Annotated in this window: 20 protein-coding genes; 10 read left to right on the forward strand and 10 right to left on the reverse strand. The window is 66.0% G+C overall.

The window, feature by feature from the left end; translation table 11 throughout:
• The first annotated feature begins 36 nt into the window (after positions 1–36).
• Both H7K45_RS15570 and H7K45_RS15575 read left to right on the forward strand, forming a co-directional pair.
• The gene (locus H7K45_RS15570; protein ID WP_263996693.1) at positions 37–582 is read left to right on the forward strand and encodes a nucleotidyltransferase family protein; all 546 of its coding nucleotides are present in this window, start codon (positions 37–39) and stop codon (positions 580–582) included.
• Positions 583–696: 114 nt separating this feature from the next.
• Positions 697–1,044, forward strand: coding sequence for a histone-like nucleoid-structuring protein Lsr2 (locus H7K45_RS15575; protein ID WP_263996694.1), 348 nt, complete (start codon positions 697–699; stop codon positions 1,042–1,044).
• Here H7K45_RS15575 and H7K45_RS15580 read toward each other — a convergent pair.
• The 10 genes from H7K45_RS15580 to H7K45_RS15625 all read right to left on the reverse strand — a co-directional run bounded on the left by H7K45_RS15580 (position 1,041) and on the right by H7K45_RS15625 (position 10,645).
• Positions 1,041–2,087: a malate dehydrogenase gene (locus tag H7K45_RS15580; RefSeq protein ID WP_263996695.1), complete on the reverse strand. Its 1,047-nt coding sequence runs from the start codon at positions 2,085–2,087 to the stop codon at positions 1,041–1,043. The genes H7K45_RS15575 and H7K45_RS15580 overlap by 4 nt on opposite strands.
• Complete coding sequence (locus H7K45_RS15585; protein WP_263996696.1) at positions 2,084–2,416, reverse strand: hypothetical protein; 333 nt, start codon at positions 2,414–2,416, stop codon at positions 2,084–2,086. The genes H7K45_RS15580 and H7K45_RS15585 overlap by 4 nt, the downstream gene beginning before the upstream one ends.
• Before the next feature lie 79 nt (positions 2,417–2,495).
• On the reverse strand, positions 2,496–4,298 hold the full coding sequence (locus H7K45_RS15590) for an acetyl/propionyl/methylcrotonyl-CoA carboxylase subunit alpha (protein ID WP_263996697.1): 1,803 nt from the start codon (positions 4,296–4,298) through the stop codon (positions 2,496–2,498).
• Between the two features lie 147 nt (positions 4,299–4,445).
• A complete protein-coding gene (locus tag H7K45_RS15595) occupies positions 4,446–4,856 on the reverse strand; it encodes a SufE family protein (RefSeq protein ID WP_263996698.1) in 411 nt (136 codons plus the stop codon).
• Between the two features lie 5 nt (positions 4,857–4,861).
• Positions 4,862–5,758, reverse strand: a complete 897-nt coding sequence (locus H7K45_RS15600; RefSeq protein WP_263996699.1) for a sulfurtransferase — start codon at positions 5,756–5,758, stop codon at positions 4,862–4,864.
• Positions 5,759–5,789: 31 nt separating this feature from the next.
• Positions 5,790–6,761 (reverse strand): GDP-L-fucose synthase family protein, encoded by a 972-nt coding sequence (locus tag H7K45_RS15605; RefSeq protein WP_308206414.1) that lies wholly within the window; start codon positions 6,759–6,761, stop codon positions 5,790–5,792.
• A gap of 2 nt (positions 6,762–6,763) precedes the next feature.
• Positions 6,764–7,795 carry a GDP-mannose 4,6-dehydratase gene (gene gmd, locus H7K45_RS15610; protein WP_263996700.1) on the reverse strand — a complete coding sequence of 344 codons (1,032 nt, stop codon included), beginning with the start codon at positions 7,793–7,795 and terminating at the stop codon, positions 6,764–6,766.
• A gap of 258 nt (positions 7,796–8,053) precedes the next feature.
• Positions 8,054–8,698 (reverse strand): Maf family protein, encoded by a 645-nt coding sequence (locus H7K45_RS15615; protein WP_263996701.1) that lies wholly within the window; start codon positions 8,696–8,698, stop codon positions 8,054–8,056.
• Between the two features lie 7 nt (positions 8,699–8,705).
• Positions 8,706–8,987 (reverse strand): acyl-CoA carboxylase subunit epsilon, encoded by a 282-nt coding sequence (locus H7K45_RS15620; protein WP_263996702.1) that lies wholly within the window; start codon positions 8,985–8,987, stop codon positions 8,706–8,708.
• Positions 8,988–9,019: 32 nt separating this feature from the next.
• The gene (locus H7K45_RS15625) at positions 9,020–10,645 is read right to left on the reverse strand and encodes an acyl-CoA carboxylase subunit beta (RefSeq protein WP_263996703.1); all 1,626 of its coding nucleotides are present in this window, start codon (positions 10,643–10,645) and stop codon (positions 9,020–9,022) included.
• A 582-nt stretch (positions 10,646–11,227) separates the two neighbouring features.
• On the opposite strand from H7K45_RS15625, the gene H7K45_RS15630 reads away from it, so the two are divergent.
• The 8 genes from H7K45_RS15630 (at position 11,228) to H7K45_RS15665 (ending at position 18,956) form a co-directional block, all read left to right on the forward strand.
• Positions 11,228–12,562, forward strand: a complete 1,335-nt coding sequence (locus H7K45_RS15630; RefSeq protein WP_263996704.1) for a glycosyltransferase family 4 protein — start codon at positions 11,228–11,230, stop codon at positions 12,560–12,562.
• 118 nt (positions 12,563–12,680) lie between these two features.
• Positions 12,681–13,295, forward strand: a complete 615-nt coding sequence (locus H7K45_RS15635) for a YveK family protein (RefSeq protein WP_263996706.1) — start codon at positions 12,681–12,683, stop codon at positions 13,293–13,295.
• Positions 13,292–14,071, forward strand: coding sequence for a hypothetical protein (locus H7K45_RS15640; protein ID WP_263996707.1), 780 nt, complete (start codon positions 13,292–13,294; stop codon positions 14,069–14,071). The genes H7K45_RS15635 and H7K45_RS15640 overlap by 4 nt, the downstream gene beginning before the upstream one ends.
• Entirely contained in the window at positions 14,068–15,363 is a 1,296-nt protein-coding gene (locus H7K45_RS15645) for an O-antigen ligase family protein (RefSeq protein ID WP_263996708.1), read from the forward strand. Before H7K45_RS15640 ends, H7K45_RS15645 begins: the two co-directional genes overlap by 4 nt.
• 16 nt (positions 15,364–15,379) lie before the next feature.
• On the forward strand, positions 15,380–16,081 hold the full coding sequence (locus tag H7K45_RS15650) for a YveK family protein (protein ID WP_263996709.1): 702 nt from the start codon (positions 15,380–15,382) through the stop codon (positions 16,079–16,081).
• A 24-nt stretch (positions 16,082–16,105) separates the two neighbouring features.
• Positions 16,106–16,942, forward strand: coding sequence for a glycosyltransferase (locus H7K45_RS15655; protein ID WP_263996710.1), 837 nt, complete (start codon positions 16,106–16,108; stop codon positions 16,940–16,942).
• A 20-nt stretch (positions 16,943–16,962) separates the two neighbouring features.
• Entirely contained in the window at positions 16,963–18,198 is a 1,236-nt protein-coding gene (locus H7K45_RS15660) for a lipopolysaccharide biosynthesis protein (RefSeq protein ID WP_263996711.1), read from the forward strand.
• Positions 18,195–18,956 (forward strand): FkbM family methyltransferase, encoded by a 762-nt coding sequence (locus H7K45_RS15665; RefSeq protein ID WP_263996712.1) that lies wholly within the window; start codon positions 18,195–18,197, stop codon positions 18,954–18,956. The genes H7K45_RS15660 and H7K45_RS15665 overlap by 4 nt, the downstream gene beginning before the upstream one ends.

Genomic DNA, 18,956 nt, shown 5'->3' on the forward strand with positions numbered 1-18,956 from the left:
CACCGTCCAAGAATCGGTCAGGATGATGATGTTCGCATGTCGAAAGCTCCCTCCGTGGCCGGCGTGCTGCTGGCCGCCGGGGCGGGAACGCGCTACGGGATGCCCAAAGTGCTTGCCCAACAGGGAGAATGGCTTCGCCTCGCGGTGGCCGCACTGGCCGACGGTGGTTGTGACGACGTCGTCGTGGTGCTGGGTGCCGCAGTGGTGGACGTGCCACCACCCGCCCGCGCGGTGGTGGCGCCGGACTGGGCGAGCGGGATGGGCGCGTCGCTGCGAACCGGCCTGGCCGCGGCGAACGCGGCAGATCTGGTGGTCGTGCACCTCGTCGACGTCCCCGACGTCGGTGCCGACGTGGTCACCAGGGTGCTGGCCGCGGCGGTGACCTCCGATTCGGGGCTCGCGCGGGCGACGTTCGCCGGGCGTCCGGGTCACCCCGTGGCGATGGCGGGGCGGCACCGAGCGGCGCTGTCGGCCACGTTGGCCGGCGACGAGGGGGCGCGAACCTTCCTGAAGGGCATGTCGGGTGTGGCGTTCGTCGAGTGCGGCGACCTCGCCACGGGCGCCGACGTCGACCGGCGTTGACGTGGAGGTGGTATACACCTCATACGCAGAGATGGGGAGTTTCTGCCGGCGGCGGCCGACACCGGCCGCCGGGGGTGGCGCCTACGGGCGTGACGTGCGAGGGGGCAACGGGTAGTGGGAAAGAGAAAGAACGACGAGCCGGTCGACGCCCTGGACGGGACGGCGGCAGCGGAAACCGTCCAGTTCGGCCTCGACGGGCAGCTCTATTCGATCGACCTGTCGTCGGAGCATGCCGAGGAGCTCCGTCGCATCATGAGCGAGTGGGCGGCGTATGGGAGGCGGGTGAGGCCGGTGCAGCGACGCCACCTGGCGCGAATCGACCCCTGGCGCAAGCAGGTCACCGGTCAGGAACGCGATCAGATCCGCGAGTGGTGCCAGGACAACGGCTACAGCGTCGGCACCCGCGGCCCGCTGCCGTTCGAGGCGGTGGACGCCTTCCGGACCGCGAACTCGGCGCGCTAGAGCAGACCGAGCGCGGCGACCGCCGCGCGTTCGGATTGCAGCTCCGCCACCGAGGCGTCGATGCGCTGCCGAGAGAACGCGTTGATCTCGAGGCCCTCGACGACTTGCCACGAACCGTCGACCGCGCGCACGGGGAGCGACGCGACGACGCCCTCGGGGATGCCGTACGCGCCAGGTGACGGAAGCGCGACCGACGTCCAGTCGTCGGCGTCGGTGCCGTCCACCCAGTCGCGAACGTGGTCGATGGCGGCATTGGCTGCCGACGCCGCCGACGAGGTGCCGCGGGCCTCGATGATCGCGGACCCGCGGGTCGCGACGGTGGGAATGAATTGATTTGTCAGCCAATCGGTGTCGGCGGCGAATTCGGCACCTGGCCGACCGCCGACGACCGCGTGGAAGATGTCTGGGTACATGGTGGGCGAATGGTTGCCCCACACCGTCACCCGGGAGACGTCGGTGACGTGGACGCCCGCGTGGGCGGCCAGCGCCGCGACGGCACGGTTGTGGTCGAGGCGCGTGAGCGCGGTGAAACGCTGCGCGGGCACGTCTGGGGCGTGTGCGGAGGCCACCAGGGCGTTGGTGTTCGCGGGGTTGCCAACCACCACGACGCGGACGTCGGAGGACGCGCCGGCGTTGATGGCCCTCCCCGCGTCGGCGAAGATCGCGGCGTTGGCGGCCAGCAGGTCGGCGCGCTCCATGCCCTTGCTGCGGGGCTTGGCGCCCACCAACAGCGCGACGTCGACCCCGTCGAACGCCCGTACCGGGTCGTCGTGGATCTCGACGTCGGCCAGCAGGTCGAAGGCGCTGTCGACGAGTTCCATCACCACGCCCTCGGCCGCCCGGATCGCCGACGGCAGCTCCAGCAGCCGTAGCGTCACGGGGACGCCGCGGCCCAGCAGCGCGCCCGCTCCGATGCGGAAGAGTGCGGCGTAGCCGATCTGACCGGCGGCGCCGGTGACCGTGACGACTTTCGGGTGGGCGGAGCTGGGTGGGCTAGGAACCGGGTGGGCGGAGCTGGGTGGGCTAGCAGCCGGGCGGGTCACGTGTGCACGCGGATGTTGAGGATCTCCGAGGCATAGCGGCGCACGGTGTCCTCCGACATCGCCGCCGCGTCCTCCTGCCCGGGCCGGGCCCGGCTCTGCATGAACCCGGTCTTCGGGTTCAGGGTGATCTCGGCGAGCAATTCACCGGTGGACGGCTCGCAGACCGCCCACGTGTACATGCTGTCGTCGGCCCAGCCGTCCTCGGCGTCGTGGACGTAGTCCAGGTCGGTCTCGCCAAGGTCGGCCAGTGCGGGCCGGTCGTCGACGCGGTCGTCGTAGCGCAGTCCGCGCAGGTACCACGTGCCGTTGTTGATCTCGACGGGTTCCATGGTGGTCAACCTACCGAGTGGCCACTTACGACACGCCAATCGCGAGGAAGCGTGTGTCTACTGGCCACTCGGCCGGTTCTCAGTCCTTGATCTCGGCGAGCACGGTGCCCTGGGTGACCGCGGCGCCGGCCGCGACGGACAGCCCGGTGACCGTGCCGTCCTTGTGGGCCGTGACGGGGTTCTCCATCTTCATGGCCTCCAGCACCGCGATGAGGTCACCGGCGGCGACCTGCTGGCCCTCCTCGACGGCGACCTTGACCACGGTGCCCTGCATGGGTGCGGTTACCGAGTCGCCGGAGGCGGCCGCACCACCGGACGCGCCACGCTTGCGCGGCTTGGGCTTCTTGCGGATCACGCCGGCCCCCGCGGCACCGCCACCGTTGCCGCCGATGGCGAGGTCCCCGGGCAGCGACACCTCGACGCGACGACCGCCGATCTCCACCACGACCTTCTGGCGGGGCAGGGCGTCCTCCTCGTCGAGCGGCGCGCCCGCGGTGAACGGTTCGACCGTGTTGTCCCACTCGGTCTCGATCCAGCGGGTATGGACGCTGAAGCCGTCGTCGTCACCGATGAAGGCGGGATCGGACACGACGGCGCGGTGGAACGGGATGACCGTCGCCAGGCCCTCGACGGTGAACTCGGCCAGCGCGCGGCGCGAGCGGTCCAGGGCCTCCTGGCGAGTGGCGCCGGTGACGATGAGCTTGGCCAGCATCGAGTCGAATTGGCCGCCGATGACCGACCCGGTCTCGACACCGGAGTCCAGGCGGACGCCCGGCCCCGTCGGCGGCTCGAAGAGGGTGACGGGTCCCGGTGCGGGCAGGAAGCCGCGGCCGGCGTCCTCGCCGTTGATGCGGAACTCGAAGGAGTGGCCGCGGGGGGTGGGGTCCTCGGTGATGTCGAGGGCCTCGCCGTTGGCGATCCTGAATTGCTGGCGCACCAGGTCGATGCCCGAGGTCTCCTCGGTGACCGGGTGTTCGACCTGCAGCCGCGTGTTGACCTCGAGGAACGAGATCAGCCCGTCCTGGCCGACCAGGTACTCGACGGTGCCTGCGCCGTAGTACCCGGCTTCCTTGCAAATGCGCTTGGCGGACTCGTGAATCTCCTTGCGCTGGGCGTCGGTCAAGAACGGGGCCGGGGCTTCTTCGACCAGCTTCTGGAACCGGCGCTGCAGGGAGCAGTCACGGGTGCCCGCGACGACGACGTTGCCGTGGGTGTCGGCGATGACCTGTGCCTCGACGTGGCGCGGCTTGTCGAGGTAGCGCTCGACGAAACATTCCCCGCGACCGAAGGCGGCCACGGCCTCACGGGTGGCGGAGTCGAACAGTTCGGGAATCTCTTCGATGGTGCGTGCGACCTTCATGCCTCGACCGCCGCCGCCGAAGGCGGCCTTGATGGCGATCGGAACGCCGTATTCCTTTGCGAAGGCGACGATTTCGTCGGCGTCCTTGACGGGCTCCGGGGTGCCGGGGACGAGCGGCGCGTTGGCCTTGGCGGCGATGTGGCGCGCGGTGACCTTGTCACCGAGGTCGCGGATCGACTGCGGGCTGGGCCCGATCCAGATCAGCCCGGCGTCGAGGACGGCTTGGGCGAAGTCGGCATTCTCCGACAGGAAGCCGTAGCCGGGGTGAATGGCGTTGGCGCCGGACTTCTGCGCGGCGTCGAGCAGCTTGCCGAAGTCGAGGTAGGACTCCGCCGAGGTCTGCCCGCCGAGTCCGAAGGCCTCGTCGGCGAGCCGGACGTGCGGTGCGTCGGCATCGGGCTCGGCGTACACGGCGACGCTGGCCAGCCCGGCGTCCTTGGCCGCCCGGATCACCCGGACGGCGATCTCGCCCCGGTTGGCGACGAGCACCTTGGAGATCTTCGAGCTGGCGTGACTTGGCACTGCGCCTCCTGATGGCATGTTCTCTAAGAAACCTCTTTAAGAATGTATCGGAGGCAGTTTAAGGGGCGCGTTAGGGCCGTCGGCGCGCCGGTCCCTTACTGGTGAGTAGCAATGTTGGGCCTCCAGGCGATCACGGTCGCCCTTTGACTACGGGGTCGCGAGTCGTCGTTTGATGCGCGTCAGCATCGCCGACATCCCACGCAGTCGTAGCGGGCTGATCATCTTGGCGAGGCCGAGGTCGGCGTAGAAGTCGTCCGGCACGGCCAGGATCTCGTCGGCGGAGTGCTCGTCGAGGCCTGCGGCGAGGATCGCCGCGAAGCCTCGCGTCGTCGGCGCCTCGGCGGGTGCACTGAAGTACAGCCGGACGCGTGCCCGATCGGAGGCGTCGACGTGGAGGAACAACGGGGACTGGCACTCCGGCACCGGCTCCATGGCCGCCTCTTCGAGATCGGCGGGAATCGGCGGCAACTCGTTGGCGAACTCGAGCAGCAGCTGCAGCTTGTCCTGGCCCTGCATGTCGGCGAATTCCGACACCACCTCGGCCAGGGCGTCCGGCATGGCGCTCACTGCTTGCCGGGCGCCTCGCCCGGGTCGGTCCCGACCGCCACCGGCACCCGCACGGCGTTGCCCCACTCGGTCCACGAGCCGTCGTAGTTGCGCACGCCTTCCTTGCCAAGCAGGTGGGTCAGCACGAACCAGGTGTGACTGGACCGTTCGCCGATGCGGCAGTACACGATGGTCTGGTCCTCGGGCTGCAAGAAGCCGTACAGCTCGTCGAGTTCGGCGCGGCTGCGGAACAGCCCGTTGTCCTTGGCCGCCTTGGCCCACGGGATCGACGTCGCAGTCGGAATGTGGCCGCCACGTAGGGCGCCCTCCTCCGGATAGTCCGGCATGTGGGTGCGCTCGCCGGTGTACTCCAAGGGTGAGCGGACGTCGATCAGCGGCTGGCGGCCCAGGGTCGTGAGCACGTCCTCCTTGAAGGCCCGGATCTCCGCGTCGTTGCGCTCCACGACGGGGTAGCCCGATGCCGTCTTGGCCGGGACGTCGAGCGTGGTGTCGCGACCGTTGGAGACCCAGAGGTCGCGGCCGCCGTCGAGCAACCGCACGTCGGGATGGCCGAACAGGGTGAACACCCACAGCGCGTACGCGGCCCACCAGTTGCTCTTGTCGCCGTAGATGACGACGGTGTCGTCACGGCTGATGCCCTTGCGGTCCATCAGGGCGGCGAATTGGGTGCCGTCGATGTAGTCGCGCACGCGTTCGTCGTTGAGGTCGGTATGCCAGTCGATCTTGACGGCGCCGGGAATGTGCCCGGTGTCGTACAGCAGGACGTCCTCGTCGGATTCGACGATGGCGAGCCCGGGCCGGCCGATATTGCCGGCCAACCAGTCGGCGGTCACCAGTCGTTCGGGATGGGCGTAGGCGGCGAGGGAGGGATGCGGGTCTGCAGGCAGCGACACCCCTAGAGCCTACTTGTTCGTCACACGCGGGTCAGACCCTCAGTGCTTGCTGATTGGACCGGTACCACGACACCGTGTCGGCGAGGCCGTCGCGCAACGAGATGGTCGGCTGCCAGCCGCTCCCGCGCAACGTGCTGACGTCGAGGAGTTTGCGTGGCGTGCCGTCGGGCTTCGAGGTGTCCCACTCGGTGTCTCCGGTGAAACCGGTTGCCTCGGAGACCATGTGGGCGATCTCGGCAATGGTCTGATCCTCGCCGGTTCCGACGTTCACCTGTTGAGGTCCGTCGAAGTGCTCCAACAGGTGTAGGCAGGCGGCGGCTAGGTCGTCGACGTGGAGGAATTCTCGGCGAGGATTGCCGCTGCCCCAGTTGGTGACCACGGGTGCGCCCTGGGCGCGGGCCTCGTCGTATCGCCGGATGAACGCAGGCAGCACGTGCGACGACGTCGCGGAGAAGTTGTCCCCGGGACCGTACAGATTCGTGGGCATCGCCGAGATCCACGGCAGGCCGTACTGGCGTCTCACCGCCTGAACCTGCATGATGCCGGCGATCTTGGCGATCGCGTACGCGTCGTTGGTGGGTTCGAGCGTGCCGGTCAGAAGGGCATCCTCGGCGATCGGCTGAGGGGCGAACTTCGGGTAGATGCATGACGATCCAAGAAACAACAGTCGATGCACGCCGGTGTGCAAAGCGGCGTCGAGCACGTTGACCTGGATCTGCAAGTTCTCCGAGAGGAAGTCGACGGGCCGGGTGCTGTTGGCCAGGATGCCGCCGACCCGCGCCGCCGCGAGCACGACGACCGCGGGGCGGGCCTCCTCGAAGAAGTCGAACGTGGCCCGCCGGTCGGTCAGGTCCAGTTCGCTGCGTGTACGCACATGCAGATTGGTGAAGCCCTCGTCGCCAAGCTTGCGGTGGATGGCCGATCCGACCATGCCACGGTGCCCGGCGATGAAAGTGGGAGCGGCGCGGTCCAGTGCGGTTGGTGTGTAACCGGGCTCGTCAATGCTCACGAGTGTTGGGACCAGGTGCTAACCAGCGGGGTGTCGATCCACGGTTTGCCTTGGCATTCCAGGGCGGCGATGTCGGCGTCGACCATGATGCGGGCAAGGTGGGGAGTGTCGACCTCAGCCTTCCAACCGAGCTGGCGGTGGGCCTTGGAGGCATCTCCAACGAGTGCGTCCACTTCGGTTGGACGCAGGTATCTTTCGTCGAAGCGGACGTACTCGCGCCAGTCGAGGCCGGCGTGGGTGAACGCAGCCTCGAGGAAGTCCTGGACGGTGTAATTACCGCCAGTGGCCAGCACGTAGTCCTCGGGGGTGTCGGCTTGGAGCATGCGCCACATGCCTTCGACGTACTCGGGAGCGTAGCCCCAGTCGCGGATGGCCTCGAGGTTGCCCAGGTAGAGGTTGTGTTCGATGCCGGCCTTGATGCGAGCGACCGCGCGGGTGATCTTGCGGGTCACGAAAGTTTCACCGCGACGCGGGGATTCGTGGTTGAACAGAATGCCGTTGACGGCGAACATCCCGTAGGCCTCCCGGTAGTTACGGGTCACCCAGTAGGAGTAGACCTTGGCTGCGCCGTAGGGGGAGCGGGGGTAGAACGGGGTGTCTTCACTCTGCGGTGGCGGTGTCGCGCCGAACATCTCCGAGCTGGAGGCTTGGTAGAAGCGGCAGTCGACGTTGGCGATGCGGATGGCCTCTAGCAGGCGGATGGAACCCGAGCCGGTGGTGTCGGCGGTGTGTTCGGGTTCGTCGAAGCTGACGCGGACGTGGGATTGAGCAGCGAGGTTGTAGACCTCGTCGGGATTGATGGTGGCGATCAGGGTGACCAGGCGGGCGCCGTCGCTGAGATCGCCGTAGTGCAGGAAGAACCGCGCGCCGGACTCGTGGGGGTCGACGTAGAGGTGCTCGATGCGGGCGGTGTTGAACGTCGAGGACCGTCGGATGAGACCGTGCACCTCGTAGCCCTTGGCCAGCAGCAACTCGGCCATATACGATCCGTCCTGACCGGTGACACCGGTGATCAACGCCCTCTTCACGGGCTCACCCCTTGCCGCGTCGCCTTCGAGGTCACAAGCTGCTCCGTTCGTTTGCCAGTGGTCATGTACATGAGATTATGGCAAATCATTCCATTTGCACGAAATCTTGTCGCGTCGTAGATCGATTCGCGCTGTTCAGCAGTAAAGAAGGCGCTTCATGATCGATCCGTCGACCCGTTGACCGCCATCAGATACTGCGTAGAACATCACGGTCGTCCCGAGCATAGTTTGCTTCGAGGGTTGGCGGCGGTCGACGGCTCAGTCGGTCACGGGGTTGGCGAGCCACAGGTGCGGTACCGACACGCCGACTCGTTCCAGGAGGGTTCGGGTGAGCGGCAGCCCGAGTCCGATGACGGCGGACGGATCGCCGTCGACCCCGTCGACGAACCAGCCGCCGAGACCGTCGAGGGTGAATCCACCCGCGACGTGGACCGGTTCTCCGCTGCGCGCGTACGCGGCGAGGTCTGCCGCGGAAGGCCTACCGAAGCGAACAGTGGTGACCGCGTGGGCCGCGGCCCGGTCCTCGACCCGGTTGGCGAGCACGCGCAGCACACAGTGCCCGGTGACCAAATCGCTCGATCGGCCGGACATGGCCTCCCAGCCTTGGATCGCGTCGGCCTCCGTCGCCGGCTTACCCCATAGCCGGCCGTCGCGAAAGAGCATCGAATCACAGCCGATCACAACGCAATCCGCTCCCACCACGGCGTCCAGCGCGCGTGCGACGGCCTCGGCCTTTGCAGTCGCCAGCGCGGTGGTCACCAGGTCCGGTCCGGCGTCGGGGGGCAGGGTCGCCGTCAGTGCGTCTTCGTCGACCCCGGAGACCAAGACGACCGGATCGATGCCTGCGCCCCGAAGGATCTTTCGTCGACCGGGCGACGCCGACGCCAGGACGACGCGTGTCACGAGCGTTCTAGCGCCGCATGTGGGCGCGTTCGAGCTCCGTCACCCGCTGCCAGCTGATGAGCGAATAGCGCAGATGGTCCACGGGCAGGCCCCACCGGTTGAGTTCTTGAGGGCCGGGCGCCGCGGAACCCCCGCCGCTGCCGGCGAACACCGTCACCAGCGCCGCCAACTCTTCGTCGGAGGGGTTGCCCTTGAGGATCTTGATCTCGGGGACCGCCGCCGCCACGGGGGCGTCGATCGTCAGATTGTCGGGGTCGGAGACTTCGGTGATGTCGACGTCTTGTGACATGAGTGGTCCGTTCGTCGGAGAAGGAGAGCGGATCAGAGCGGAATGTTGCCGTGCTTCTTGGGCGGCAACTGCACGATCTTGCGTTCCAGCAGGCGCAACGCCGCGGAGATGTACCCGCGGGTGTGCGACGGCGGGATGACCGCGTCGACGTACCCACGCTCGGCGGCGACGTACGGGTTGACGAGGGTGTCCTCGTAGTCCTGCTGGAGCTCCAGACGCAAGGCATCGACGTCCTTATTCTCGTTGGCCGCCTCCTTGAGCTGAGACCGGTAGACGAAACCGACGGCGCCAGAGGCGCCCATCACGGCGATTTGCGCGGTCGGCCACGCAACGTTGACGTCGCAACCCATGTCCTTGGACCCCATGACACAGTAGGCACCGCCGTAGGCCTTGCGAGTGATGACGGTGATCTTGGCGACGGTGGCTTCACCGTAGGCGTACAGCAGCTTGGCGCCGCGCCGGATGATGCCGTTGTACTCCTGCTCGGTGCCTGGCAGGAAGCCGGGGACGTCGACCAACATGATGATCGGAATGTTGAAGCAGTCGCAGGTGCGGACGAAGCGGGCGGCCTTCTCGGAGGCGTTGATGTCCAAGCAGCCGGCGAAGACGGTGGGCTGATTGGCCACGATGCCGACAGTGCGTCCGTCGATGCGCCCGAAGCCGACGACGATGTTGCCCGCGTAACCGGCCTGCACCTCGAGGAATTCGTCGTCGTCGAGGATGCGCGTGATGACCTCGTGCATGTCGTACGGCTGGTTGGGCGAATCCGGGATCAGCGTGTCGAGTTCGAGGTCTTCCTCGCTGAGGTTGTCCTCGATGGCCCCGGGATGCGGCGGCGCGGGGTAACGCGGCGGCTCGGAGGCGCTGTTGGGCGGCAGATAGCTGAGAAGATCGCGGACGTAGTCGAAGGCGTCCTGCTCACCGGAGGCCACGTAGTGGGCGGTACCGGACTTGGCCATGTGGGTGTGGGCGCCGCCCAGCTCCTCCATGGTGACTTCCTCACCGGTGACGGTCTTGATGACGTCGGGACCGGTGATGAACATCTGGCTGGTCTGGTCGACCATCACGACGAAGTCGGTGAGCGCGGGGGAGTAGACGTGCCCGCCAGCGGCGGCGCCCATGATCAACGAGATCTGGGGGATGACGCCTGAGGCCAGGATGTTGTTGCGAAAGATCTTGCTGTACAGGCCAAGTGAGACCACGCCCTCTTGGATGCGCGCGCCGGCCCCGTCGTTGATACCGATCAGCGGACGGCCGGTCTTGAGCGAGAGTTCCTGAACCTTGACGATCTTCTCGCCGTAGACCTCGCCAAGGCTGCCGCCGAAGACGGTGGCGTCCTGGCTGAAGATGCAGACCTCGCGACCGTCGATGGTGCCGTAGCCCGTCACCACGCCGTCGCCGACGGGTCGGTTGGCCTCGAGGCCGAAGTTGGTGCTGCGGTGCTTGGCGAGGGCGTCGAGTTCGACGAAGGTGCCCTCGTCGAGCAGCGCGTAGATGCGCTCGCGAGCGGTGAGCTTGCCCTTGGCGTGCACCTTGTCGACGGCCGCTTCGCCTACCGGGTGCAGTGTCTCCGCGGTGCGCCTGCGGAGGTCGGCCAACTTGCCTGCGGAGGTGTGGATGTCGATCTCGGGTGCAGAGGGATCCGAAACGCTCGTCATGGGGGTCGATGGTAGCGGCTGACGCGGGCGATCTCTTAAGCAGCCCTTAGACACGCTGGCGCGGGCTCGGATCGTGCCGACCACGCCAATCCGGGATCGGCAGGGCGTGCGAAGGCGGGTCGTCGTCTCCCCAGGATGCCATTAGCTGATGTGAGAAGAAATTAACTGAGACGGCTTTCAAAATTTCTACCCGCGATGCCCCGTGAAGTGTCAACATATGAGGCGCGATCTGGGCTTCACCTGCACTGATCGGTGGGAACCTCGAGGTCGAGTGAGGACGTGACGATGGCAATCCTAGGCGTGAGCTGGCAATACATGTGCATTGGGGGAAACCGGCGAAAGTTAGCTATCCAACCTCATCATCAACGCGTCTTTGCGTTCTCTGGATATATATCCGAAAAACGCAGTTCAGGCCCTCGAGCGGGGTGCCCAACCCATTCGCCAACGGCGGCAAACTTCTGACGTCTCGGGCCGAGCATCCGGGACGCACGAGCGTTCGCATTGAGCTCACGTCACGATCCACACGGAGTGAAACGGAGAAAGGGAAGTCGGTCCGCACGGCGGACCTCGCCCCGACCAGCCATGACACTGCATCCACGAATCGCGCTCTTCAGCGTGAACTATCCCCCTGAGCCGACCGGGGTGGCTCCGTATGCCGGCGCGCTGGCGGCGGGTTTGAAGCGCCTTGGCTTTGGTGTGACGGCACGGGTCGCCCAACCGCACTATCCACAGTGGGCGCACTACAAGGGCTATGGCCAGTGGACATTGAGCGAGAACCTCGACGGAATCGACGTCCACCGTCACCGGCACTACGTCCCGCGCCACCCACACGGAATCCGGCGCTTGTTGTCCGAGGTGAGTTTCGGCTTGAGGCTGGTGTCGTCGAAGTGGCGGGACTCCGACGCCGTCGTCGCCGTCTCGCCTGCCCTATTCGCGACTGCGCTGGTCGCTCTACGGATGCGCGTCGCCCGACGGGACACGCCGTTCATCGTCTGGGTCCAGGATCTCTATGCGCTTGGCATGGCAGAGACGGGAGAGGGGGCCGGAATGGCAGGCGCCATTACGAGATGGGTGGAGTCGCGCACTCTGCGAGCGGCTGATCGCGTCGCGGTGATCCACCCCCGATTTCAACGTCATGCGGTAGACGAACTCGGCATCGACCCGAAAAAAATCGTGGTAGTGAGGAATTGGGCCCATCTTCCGGCAAGCGCCCTGGTCGACGCAGCTTTGGCGAAGGAGGTGCTGGGCTGGCCAAGCGACGTCATGCTGGCGGTTCACACCGGGAACTTGGGAGTGAAACAAGGTCTGGAGAATGTCGTGGACGCCGCGCGCCTCGCCGACGAACTCGACGCGCCCGTGCACTTCATCCTGGTCGGTGATGGCTGCGAGCGGGACAAATTGACGGCGCGCGCACGGGGCGTAGAACGTCTGAGCTTCGTCGACCCGCTCAGCGACGCCGAGTACCCCAGAGCGCTCTGCGCCGCCGATGTCTTGGTGGTCAACGAGATGCCGGGCGTGACTGCAATGGCGGTGCCCAGCAAGCTGACGTCCTACTTCCACGCCGGGCGACCCGTGGTCGCCGCCACCGACCCGAACGGTGTGACTGCCGAAGAGATTGCGCTGTCCGGCGCAGGCATGGTCGTACCGGCCGGCGATCCCAAGGCACTGCTAGACGCGCTCCTGAAAATCGGGACGGACGCGGAAGCGGCGGCGCACTTCGGGGCAAGTGGGCAGCTGTACAGACAAGCCGTTCTCAGCGAGCGAGCAGCGATTGGGCGGTGGGCGACTCTCATAGAGGACGTCTTGATTCGGATGCCGTCGTCGTCGGCGGATCGTTCACTCCGCGCCGTCGGTGCGGTGGTCGTCGGTGGCCTCATCGCACTGCTGCCCTTCACCCACCACCATCCGTCGTCATGAACAGCCTTCGCATTCGCCAATACTCGGGGCCTTTGGGACGTCTTCCCGTGGCCTCGTCGAATCAGGCAGCGCTGTCCGGAGAACGGGCGGAGGTCGCTCGCGGATGAATGTCGCCGACATGGGTCTCCTTGCACGGCGCTACTGGCTCGTCTTCCTGTTCGCGTTGATGATTGGAACTGGTTCGGGCGTCGCCAGCGCCCTCCTCACGACTCCCGTATACGTCGCTACGGCGAGGGTCGTGCCGGTGTTGGCGGAGGGAAGCAGCACCCCTGGAGACACTCGTCCCTCGGGGGGACTGGCCGCAGGCAGTTTCGTCGACTCGCGGATCCTGGAGTACGCCAGTTTTGCGACGACACAATCCTTCCTGCAGCGCGTCGTCGATACGAATCGCCTACCCGTCACGGCCGACGAGTTGCGTCGAGACCTGACGATCACTTCACCCAAGCAGAGCGCGATTCTCAACATCACGGTGAAGTGTGGGTCAGCCGTGCTCGCGGCGGACATGGCGAACGCGACGGCGACGGTGCTCACCGAGGTGATACCCGAACGTGAGGTACTGCTGCCGATGCGGGCGACCGTCGCTGAGACGGCCATCGTCCCGCGTGCACCGGCGGAGCCGCAGATGCGTCGAATCGTGCTGCAGAGCGGTCTACTCGGGCTCATCGCGGGCGGGCTAGGGGCCATCGGCCTGGCCAATATCGGCGTACCGAAGACGGCGAGGTTGGTTCGATGAGCTACGTCGGCGTCCACCGCAAGCAGTTCATCGAGGCCGCCAGCGCCCCTGTCGAGCGCCACCGGTCGACTCGGGCGGCGCTGGCATCCTTCTTCGTGCTGTTGTCACTCTGCGCATCACTGTCGCTCTTGAGATTGAACGTGGGAACGCCGGGCGGTGGGTCGATCGACAGATGGACGTTCGGATCGGGCGAACTACGAATCGCCATGGCACTCGACGGATTCGACGTGCTGCGTCACGGGGGTAACGAGTCGCCGCTGGCGTTGACGTCGCGTGGCCTCACGCTGGGAACGGCCTCGGAGACGAATTCCGCCACGTATCTTCAGCGGCGCATGCCCGGCACGGTCAACCGCATCGGCGCGACGGCGTACTTCGAGCCCGCTCTCCCTGGCGCCACAGGTCAGGTGGCTCTGCTCGTGTCGGCTTCGCCCTTGTCCACTGACGCAAGCAAGTTCCTTGCCGAAGTACCAAACATGGCAATTCACTTCGTCTTCGACAGCGAGACGTGGTTCATGTCGGTCTGGCGCCACCAGGGCGGTCAGGACGTGCTCGGTGTCGGGCGCTTCGCGACACCGCTGCTGGGAGAGAGAAGCGTCGAAGTCATTCGTCGAGACGACGAGGTCTCGATCGCGCTGCCCAACGGCGAGTCCGTCAACTTCCGCGATCCTCGAATCGCGTCGTGGTCCAGTGAATGGGCAACCTGGGAGCTCTACGAGAAAGGCCCCGGTATCAAACCGGCGGTGCTGACGCAGATTTGGGCTGGGTGGGAGAAATGACGCCCTCCCTGCCGGTCTTGATGGCAACTCTCGCCGTGGGGTTGGCGGCCTACGCCTTCGGCCGAAACGCAGGGTGGAGTGACTTCAGTGCGCACGAACGGCACGTCGCCGTCTACGTGGTCCTGATCGTCGGTTGGCCTCAGGTGTGGACGTTCTTCGTCGGTCCCGAGATGTGGTCGACCGCCGAAGGCGCTGGGTTCCTGTATCCAACCCTGTGGTATCTCCCTGGATTCGTCTTTGCCGTCGTCTACTTCGGTCGACACGTATTCACCAGGGCCACGCGATTCGACATACCCGCGATGGTTCAATACTCGACGCTGTTGATCGCACTGGTCTTCATTGCCCTGGGGCCGATGTCTCGTTCTGACGTAGCGAAATTGGCCATACCCATGGGCCTCCTACTCGTGACCCTCGTGAAGCCATCCGAGATTCGGGGCTCGATCGTCGTCGGATTGGGCTGCCGGGCCAGCTTGCTGCTCATCACCGGTTCGGTCTTGGCGGCAGTGGTTCTCAACCCCGGTCGAGTTCTCGAGCCCTGTCGAATCGACAAGTGCAGCCTGGCGGGGCAAACACTGACGTCTCCGTTCGCGGGCAATGGCAACATCCTGGGCTTGGCCGTAGTCATGATCGTGCCCTTTGCGGTTGCGCAACTCGACCTTCGCGGTGCGATGGCGACCCTGGCCAGCGTCGTGGCGACGATCGAGTTGGCTGGTAGTCGAACCGCAGAAATCGGAATCATCACCGCGGCCGTGCTCGTACTGGCGATCTGGTCGTGGCCCGCGCAGCGCCGGGCAATACTGCTCTTGGGTGCCTGTGTCGCGCTGGCCTTCTCCCTGGTTCCCGCGATCTACCCCTTCGGCGGCACCGAATTCACCTTCCGCGGCGCGTTGTGGAGTGAAGCGCGCCAGGTGATTGCGCAACATCCAATACTTGGATCTGGGCCCAATACGTGGTTCGTGATGCGGTTGACGTCCATTTACGATCTCAACTACTCGCCCCACAACGGGTGGCTGGACGTCACCCTGTCGATCGGATTGTCCGGTGTGATCGTCCTCGCCGCAGCCGTGGTGCTGAAATTGCTGACCTCCGAAGACGACGAACGCGACGTACTCTTGCTGTACCTCGCGACGTTGTTCTCGGTCTCGGCGCTCGAATCGGTCTACGTCCCATACATTCTCGCGATCTTGCCGTCGACGTGCGTGCTCCCGTTCCTAGGGGGTCCGGGGAGGCCGATGTGGCGGAGAAATGTCCAAGAAGGATCGACGCATTTGTCCCGCCAGGGATTGCACTAGGTGAGGAGGGGCACCCGTGGAATCGATGACCAAAGTACGACGCAGGCTCAGCTGGGTACTGATCTGCGTCCTCGTGGGACTAGCACTGGGGGTCGGCTATGCCTATACGACCGGGGGTGGGTACCGCGCGACCGCCCGCTTGTTCGTGAGCACGTCTGCCACGGACGCCATTGCCGCCGCCCAAGGCGACATTGCGGGTCAATCGCGCGTCAAGACCTACGCCGCGCTTGCCACGGGGCAACTGCTGCTCGAGCGAGCCGCGCAACGCGCCCACTCCGGCGTGGACGCGAGTTACATTGCCGATCGACTCACGGTCGTGCCCATTCCGGGGACCGTCATCTTGGAGATCGACGTGACGGGTGACGACGCCAAGTTCGCCGCAGGTCTGGCGGACGCCGTGGCGACCGAGCTCACGGAGTTGGCAACGGAAATGGAGACCCCGATCAACGGCGGCCCCCGCGCGCAAGGACTGTTGACGATTCAGCCGGCCAGTTCAGGCATCGTGAAGATCGGGCAGATAGCGGCGAAACCGGTCGTAGCCGGAGGGATGCTGGGCCTGCTCGCAGGACTGCTGGTCGCCGCCCTCGTGCCGTCACGCACGATGAAGGCGCCATCGACGGCGCGCCACGCAAGCCCGGACGCCGCCAGAGGCGCCCCGTCATCGAACGGGTCTCGACCAGGGGGCCGCAAGATCATCGCCACCCCGTCGGCGAATTGACACGGCGACGGTGTGGAGATGGCGATGAGTGATCCGTCAGGCCGGGAAACGGCCATCAGCGTGCTAATTCCGTCATACAACCCGGGTCAGTACTTTCGAGAGGCTCTGCAGAGCGCGCTCGGGCAGCTGGGACCGCACGACGAAATCGTCGTACAGGACGCCGAGTCCACCGATGGGTCCCCTCGGCTCCTCGCCGAACTTGCCGCGTCGGACTCGCGCGTCAAGCCCGTCGTCGAGCGTGACAGCGGACAATCGGACGCACTCAACAGAGCGCTGCGGCGTGCGCGGAACCCGTGGGTCCTCTGGCTCAACGCCGATGACGTGTTGCTGACCTCGGCGCTCGACAGACTTCGCGCAGCGTTGGACGCCGACGACTCCGTCGACGTCGTGGTCGGAGGACACGAGCTCATCAGGGCGGACGGTTCGCGCATCGACACCTTCAACGGCAGGCCGCTTGACGCACGGGCCATAGTCACTCGAGGGTGCGCAGCCTTCTCGGGGTCGATTCTCGTGAAGACGGAATTGCTCAGAAGGGTTGGCGGGTTCGAGCGCGAACTGAACACCGCGATGGACTTGGCCCTCCAATTGGAGATCGCGGCAGCCCGGCCGCGTCAGGTACTGATCGCCGATCCCATAGGCGCGCTTCGCTTTCACGATGCATCCAAGTCGGCCAACCTGTGGCGTGAATTCGTTCGCGAAGGACACGAGGTGCGGATGCGACATGCGGACGGAGTGAGACAGCAGGCTGCAGCGCTGCTGATGACGGCGCGCCACCTCGTCGAGTCACGGGTGTTCCGTCTACGCCTGACCCCGGAATACCGCATTTGGCGCCGACGAGTCCTACGAGTCATGGGGCGTTGAACCACCATGGGGGAGCCAGAGTGATCGACGGCCGAGTTCCCGTCGGCACGCGCCAGCTGGCCAGCCGCGCCCTGGGTCGGGTCGGCGCACGCGCGGGCAGTTCTCTGGCGTTTGGTGTCACGCTGGCCTTGGTGGCCCGACTGGTGACCTCGTCGGAGTTCGGCACCTTCATGCTGGCCTACTCGATCGGCCTTGCGGCAGGCATATTCGCCGGCGTCGGCGCCCCGACGCGCGTCCTTCGCGCGGGAACGGATCGTCAGCCCAGCCCGGGCTCGCTCTACGTCGTACATTCGGCACTCGTTGCGGTCTCCGGCGCCCTCCTCGGCCTCGCCTACTGGGTGCTAGCACCTCATCCTGCCGTCTACGCGGGTCTGCTTCTGGCCCTCGGCGACTCCTTCGTCAACTACACGGTGTCGCACATGACGGCCGTCGACCGGCATCGGGTGGCCAACCTGCTGCTGTTGTGGCACAGGGGGTTCGTGCTCCTGGTGGTCGGCCTCGAGTACCTAGTCGTCGGTCGCCTGAGTTTTACGCTGCTGGCGATGGCCCTGTGCGTCCAGGTCGTCGTCGCCCTCTGCATACCGATGTCGCTCGTGCTCGTCCGAGAATCGTTGGCCCAGTGGCGACATCCGTTCACGGGCGGCCTCGGGTACTGGAGTTACTCAATGTCCGCGCTACTGGGCCAACTCCAAATCCCAGTCCTTGCCGCGGTGACGTCGGCCACGACGGTCGCCAACTATTCGATTGCCGCCAAGGTGATCGGGCCGATATCGATATTGACGGCCTCCGTGTCCGTCGTCGCCGTTCCCGAACTGGCCAAGCGCATCGAATCACCGGCTCGATTCCAGCGACTCTTTCACTACCTCCTCGGGCTTGCGGGCATCTACCTGGCGCTGCTGGCACTCTCGGCATGGCCAATCGCCCACCTGGTGCTGTTGGTCGTGGGTTCGCAGTACGTGGACGCCACGCCGATCATCATCGCCATGGTGATCGGAGCTGGTCTCAGCGGTTGCTCGCAAGCATTCAATTCGCGTCTGCTGGCACTCGGGCGTCCCTCGTTGTCGAGCACCGCCATTATGGCCGGCGCCGTGGCTGCACTCGGCTTGCTGGCGGCACTGGGATCTACCGGGCTCGACACTTCGCTGTGGGTGGTTCCCGTGGCCGCCGAGGTCGTCGTCGTCGGCGTCATCGCGGTCGCCAGTTGGTCCGCCCGCCCCGCGAGCGCTCCGCCACGGCACACGAGGGTGGTCACATGATGAGAGTTCGACGGCCACGCGTCGACGGGGCGTTGATCGCTCTGCGGCTGAGCAAGCTCTCGTGGTTGATGCGTCGTCGGAATCGGTGGACCCTGCTGCGTCGCGGCGTGGCCCCGTCGTTGGAACACGACGACCTGTTGGCGGGTCGACACTACGAAACCGTCGTCGACGTCGGCGCCAACCTTGGCCAGTTCGCAATCTGGGCAGTCGAGGCCCTCGGGGCACGGCGAATCGTCTGTGTAGACCCACTCCCAGACGTCGGCGCACGACTATCCGCCACCGCCGCGCAGCTACACGACTGCCACGTCGAGATCGTCAACGCCGCCCTCGGTTCGCGCCAGGGCAGTCGAACCTTGCACATCACCGCGGCATCGGACAGTTCGTCCCTGCTTGCGGTGGCTCCGACTCAGGGCTCGCGGCACGCGCTTCGGGAGGTGGCAAGCCCCGAGGTCGACGTTCTCGTCGGTGACGACGCCCTACTCGAACTCGCACCCCTGCATCGCCCGCTCCTGGTGAAGATCGACGTGCAAGGATCGGAATCCGAGGTCCTGCAGGGTCTCACCGAAGTGCTGGGTCGAGCCGACGCAGTGCTGGTCGAAGTGTCGTTCGCCGACGTCTACGTCGGCCAATCCGACGCATCCGACGTCATCCAGACGATGCTGGACGCAGGGTTTGCGCTCAGTGGCATCGCTCGCGTGCCCGGAAGCCGCCCCACGTGGACTCTCGATCAAGCCGATCTGTTCTTCGAACGCCGTTGA

Origin of the sequence: Mycobacterium yunnanensis (genome assembly GCF_025823185.1) — a bacterium.
In the GTDB taxonomy this organism is placed as follows: Bacteria; Actinomycetota; Actinomycetes; order Mycobacteriales; family Mycobacteriaceae; genus Mycobacterium; species Mycobacterium yunnanensis.

Coding starts and splice junctions, on each gene's coding strand:
- H7K45_RS15625 (WP_263996703.1), bottom strand. CDS start 10,645: ATGACGAGCGTTTCGGATCCCTCTGCACCCGAGATCGACATCCACACC.
- H7K45_RS15640 (WP_263996707.1), top strand. CDS start 13,292: ATGAGCTACGTCGGCGTCCACCGCAAGCAGTTCATCGAGGCCGCCAGC.
- H7K45_RS15620 (WP_263996702.1), bottom strand. CDS start 8,987: ATGTCACAAGACGTCGACATCACCGAAGTCTCCGACCCCGACAATCTG.
- H7K45_RS15635 (WP_263996706.1), top strand. CDS start 12,681: ATGGGTCTCCTTGCACGGCGCTACTGGCTCGTCTTCCTGTTCGCGTTG.
- H7K45_RS15630 (WP_263996704.1), top strand. CDS start 11,228: ATGACACTGCATCCACGAATCGCGCTCTTCAGCGTGAACTATCCCCCT.
- H7K45_RS15595 (WP_263996698.1), bottom strand. CDS start 4,856: ATGCCGGACGCCCTGGCCGAGGTGGTGTCGGAATTCGCCGACATGCAG.
- H7K45_RS15655 (WP_263996710.1), top strand. CDS start 16,106: ATGAGTGATCCGTCAGGCCGGGAAACGGCCATCAGCGTGCTAATTCCG.
- H7K45_RS15665 (WP_263996712.1), top strand. CDS start 18,195: ATGATGAGAGTTCGACGGCCACGCGTCGACGGGGCGTTGATCGCTCTG.
- H7K45_RS15645 (WP_263996708.1), top strand. CDS start 14,068: ATGACGCCCTCCCTGCCGGTCTTGATGGCAACTCTCGCCGTGGGGTTG.
- H7K45_RS15570 (WP_263996693.1), top strand. CDS start 37: ATGTCGAAAGCTCCCTCCGTGGCCGGCGTGCTGCTGGCCGCCGGGGCG.
- H7K45_RS15585 (WP_263996696.1), bottom strand. CDS start 2,416: ATGGAACCCGTCGAGATCAACAACGGCACGTGGTACCTGCGCGGACTG.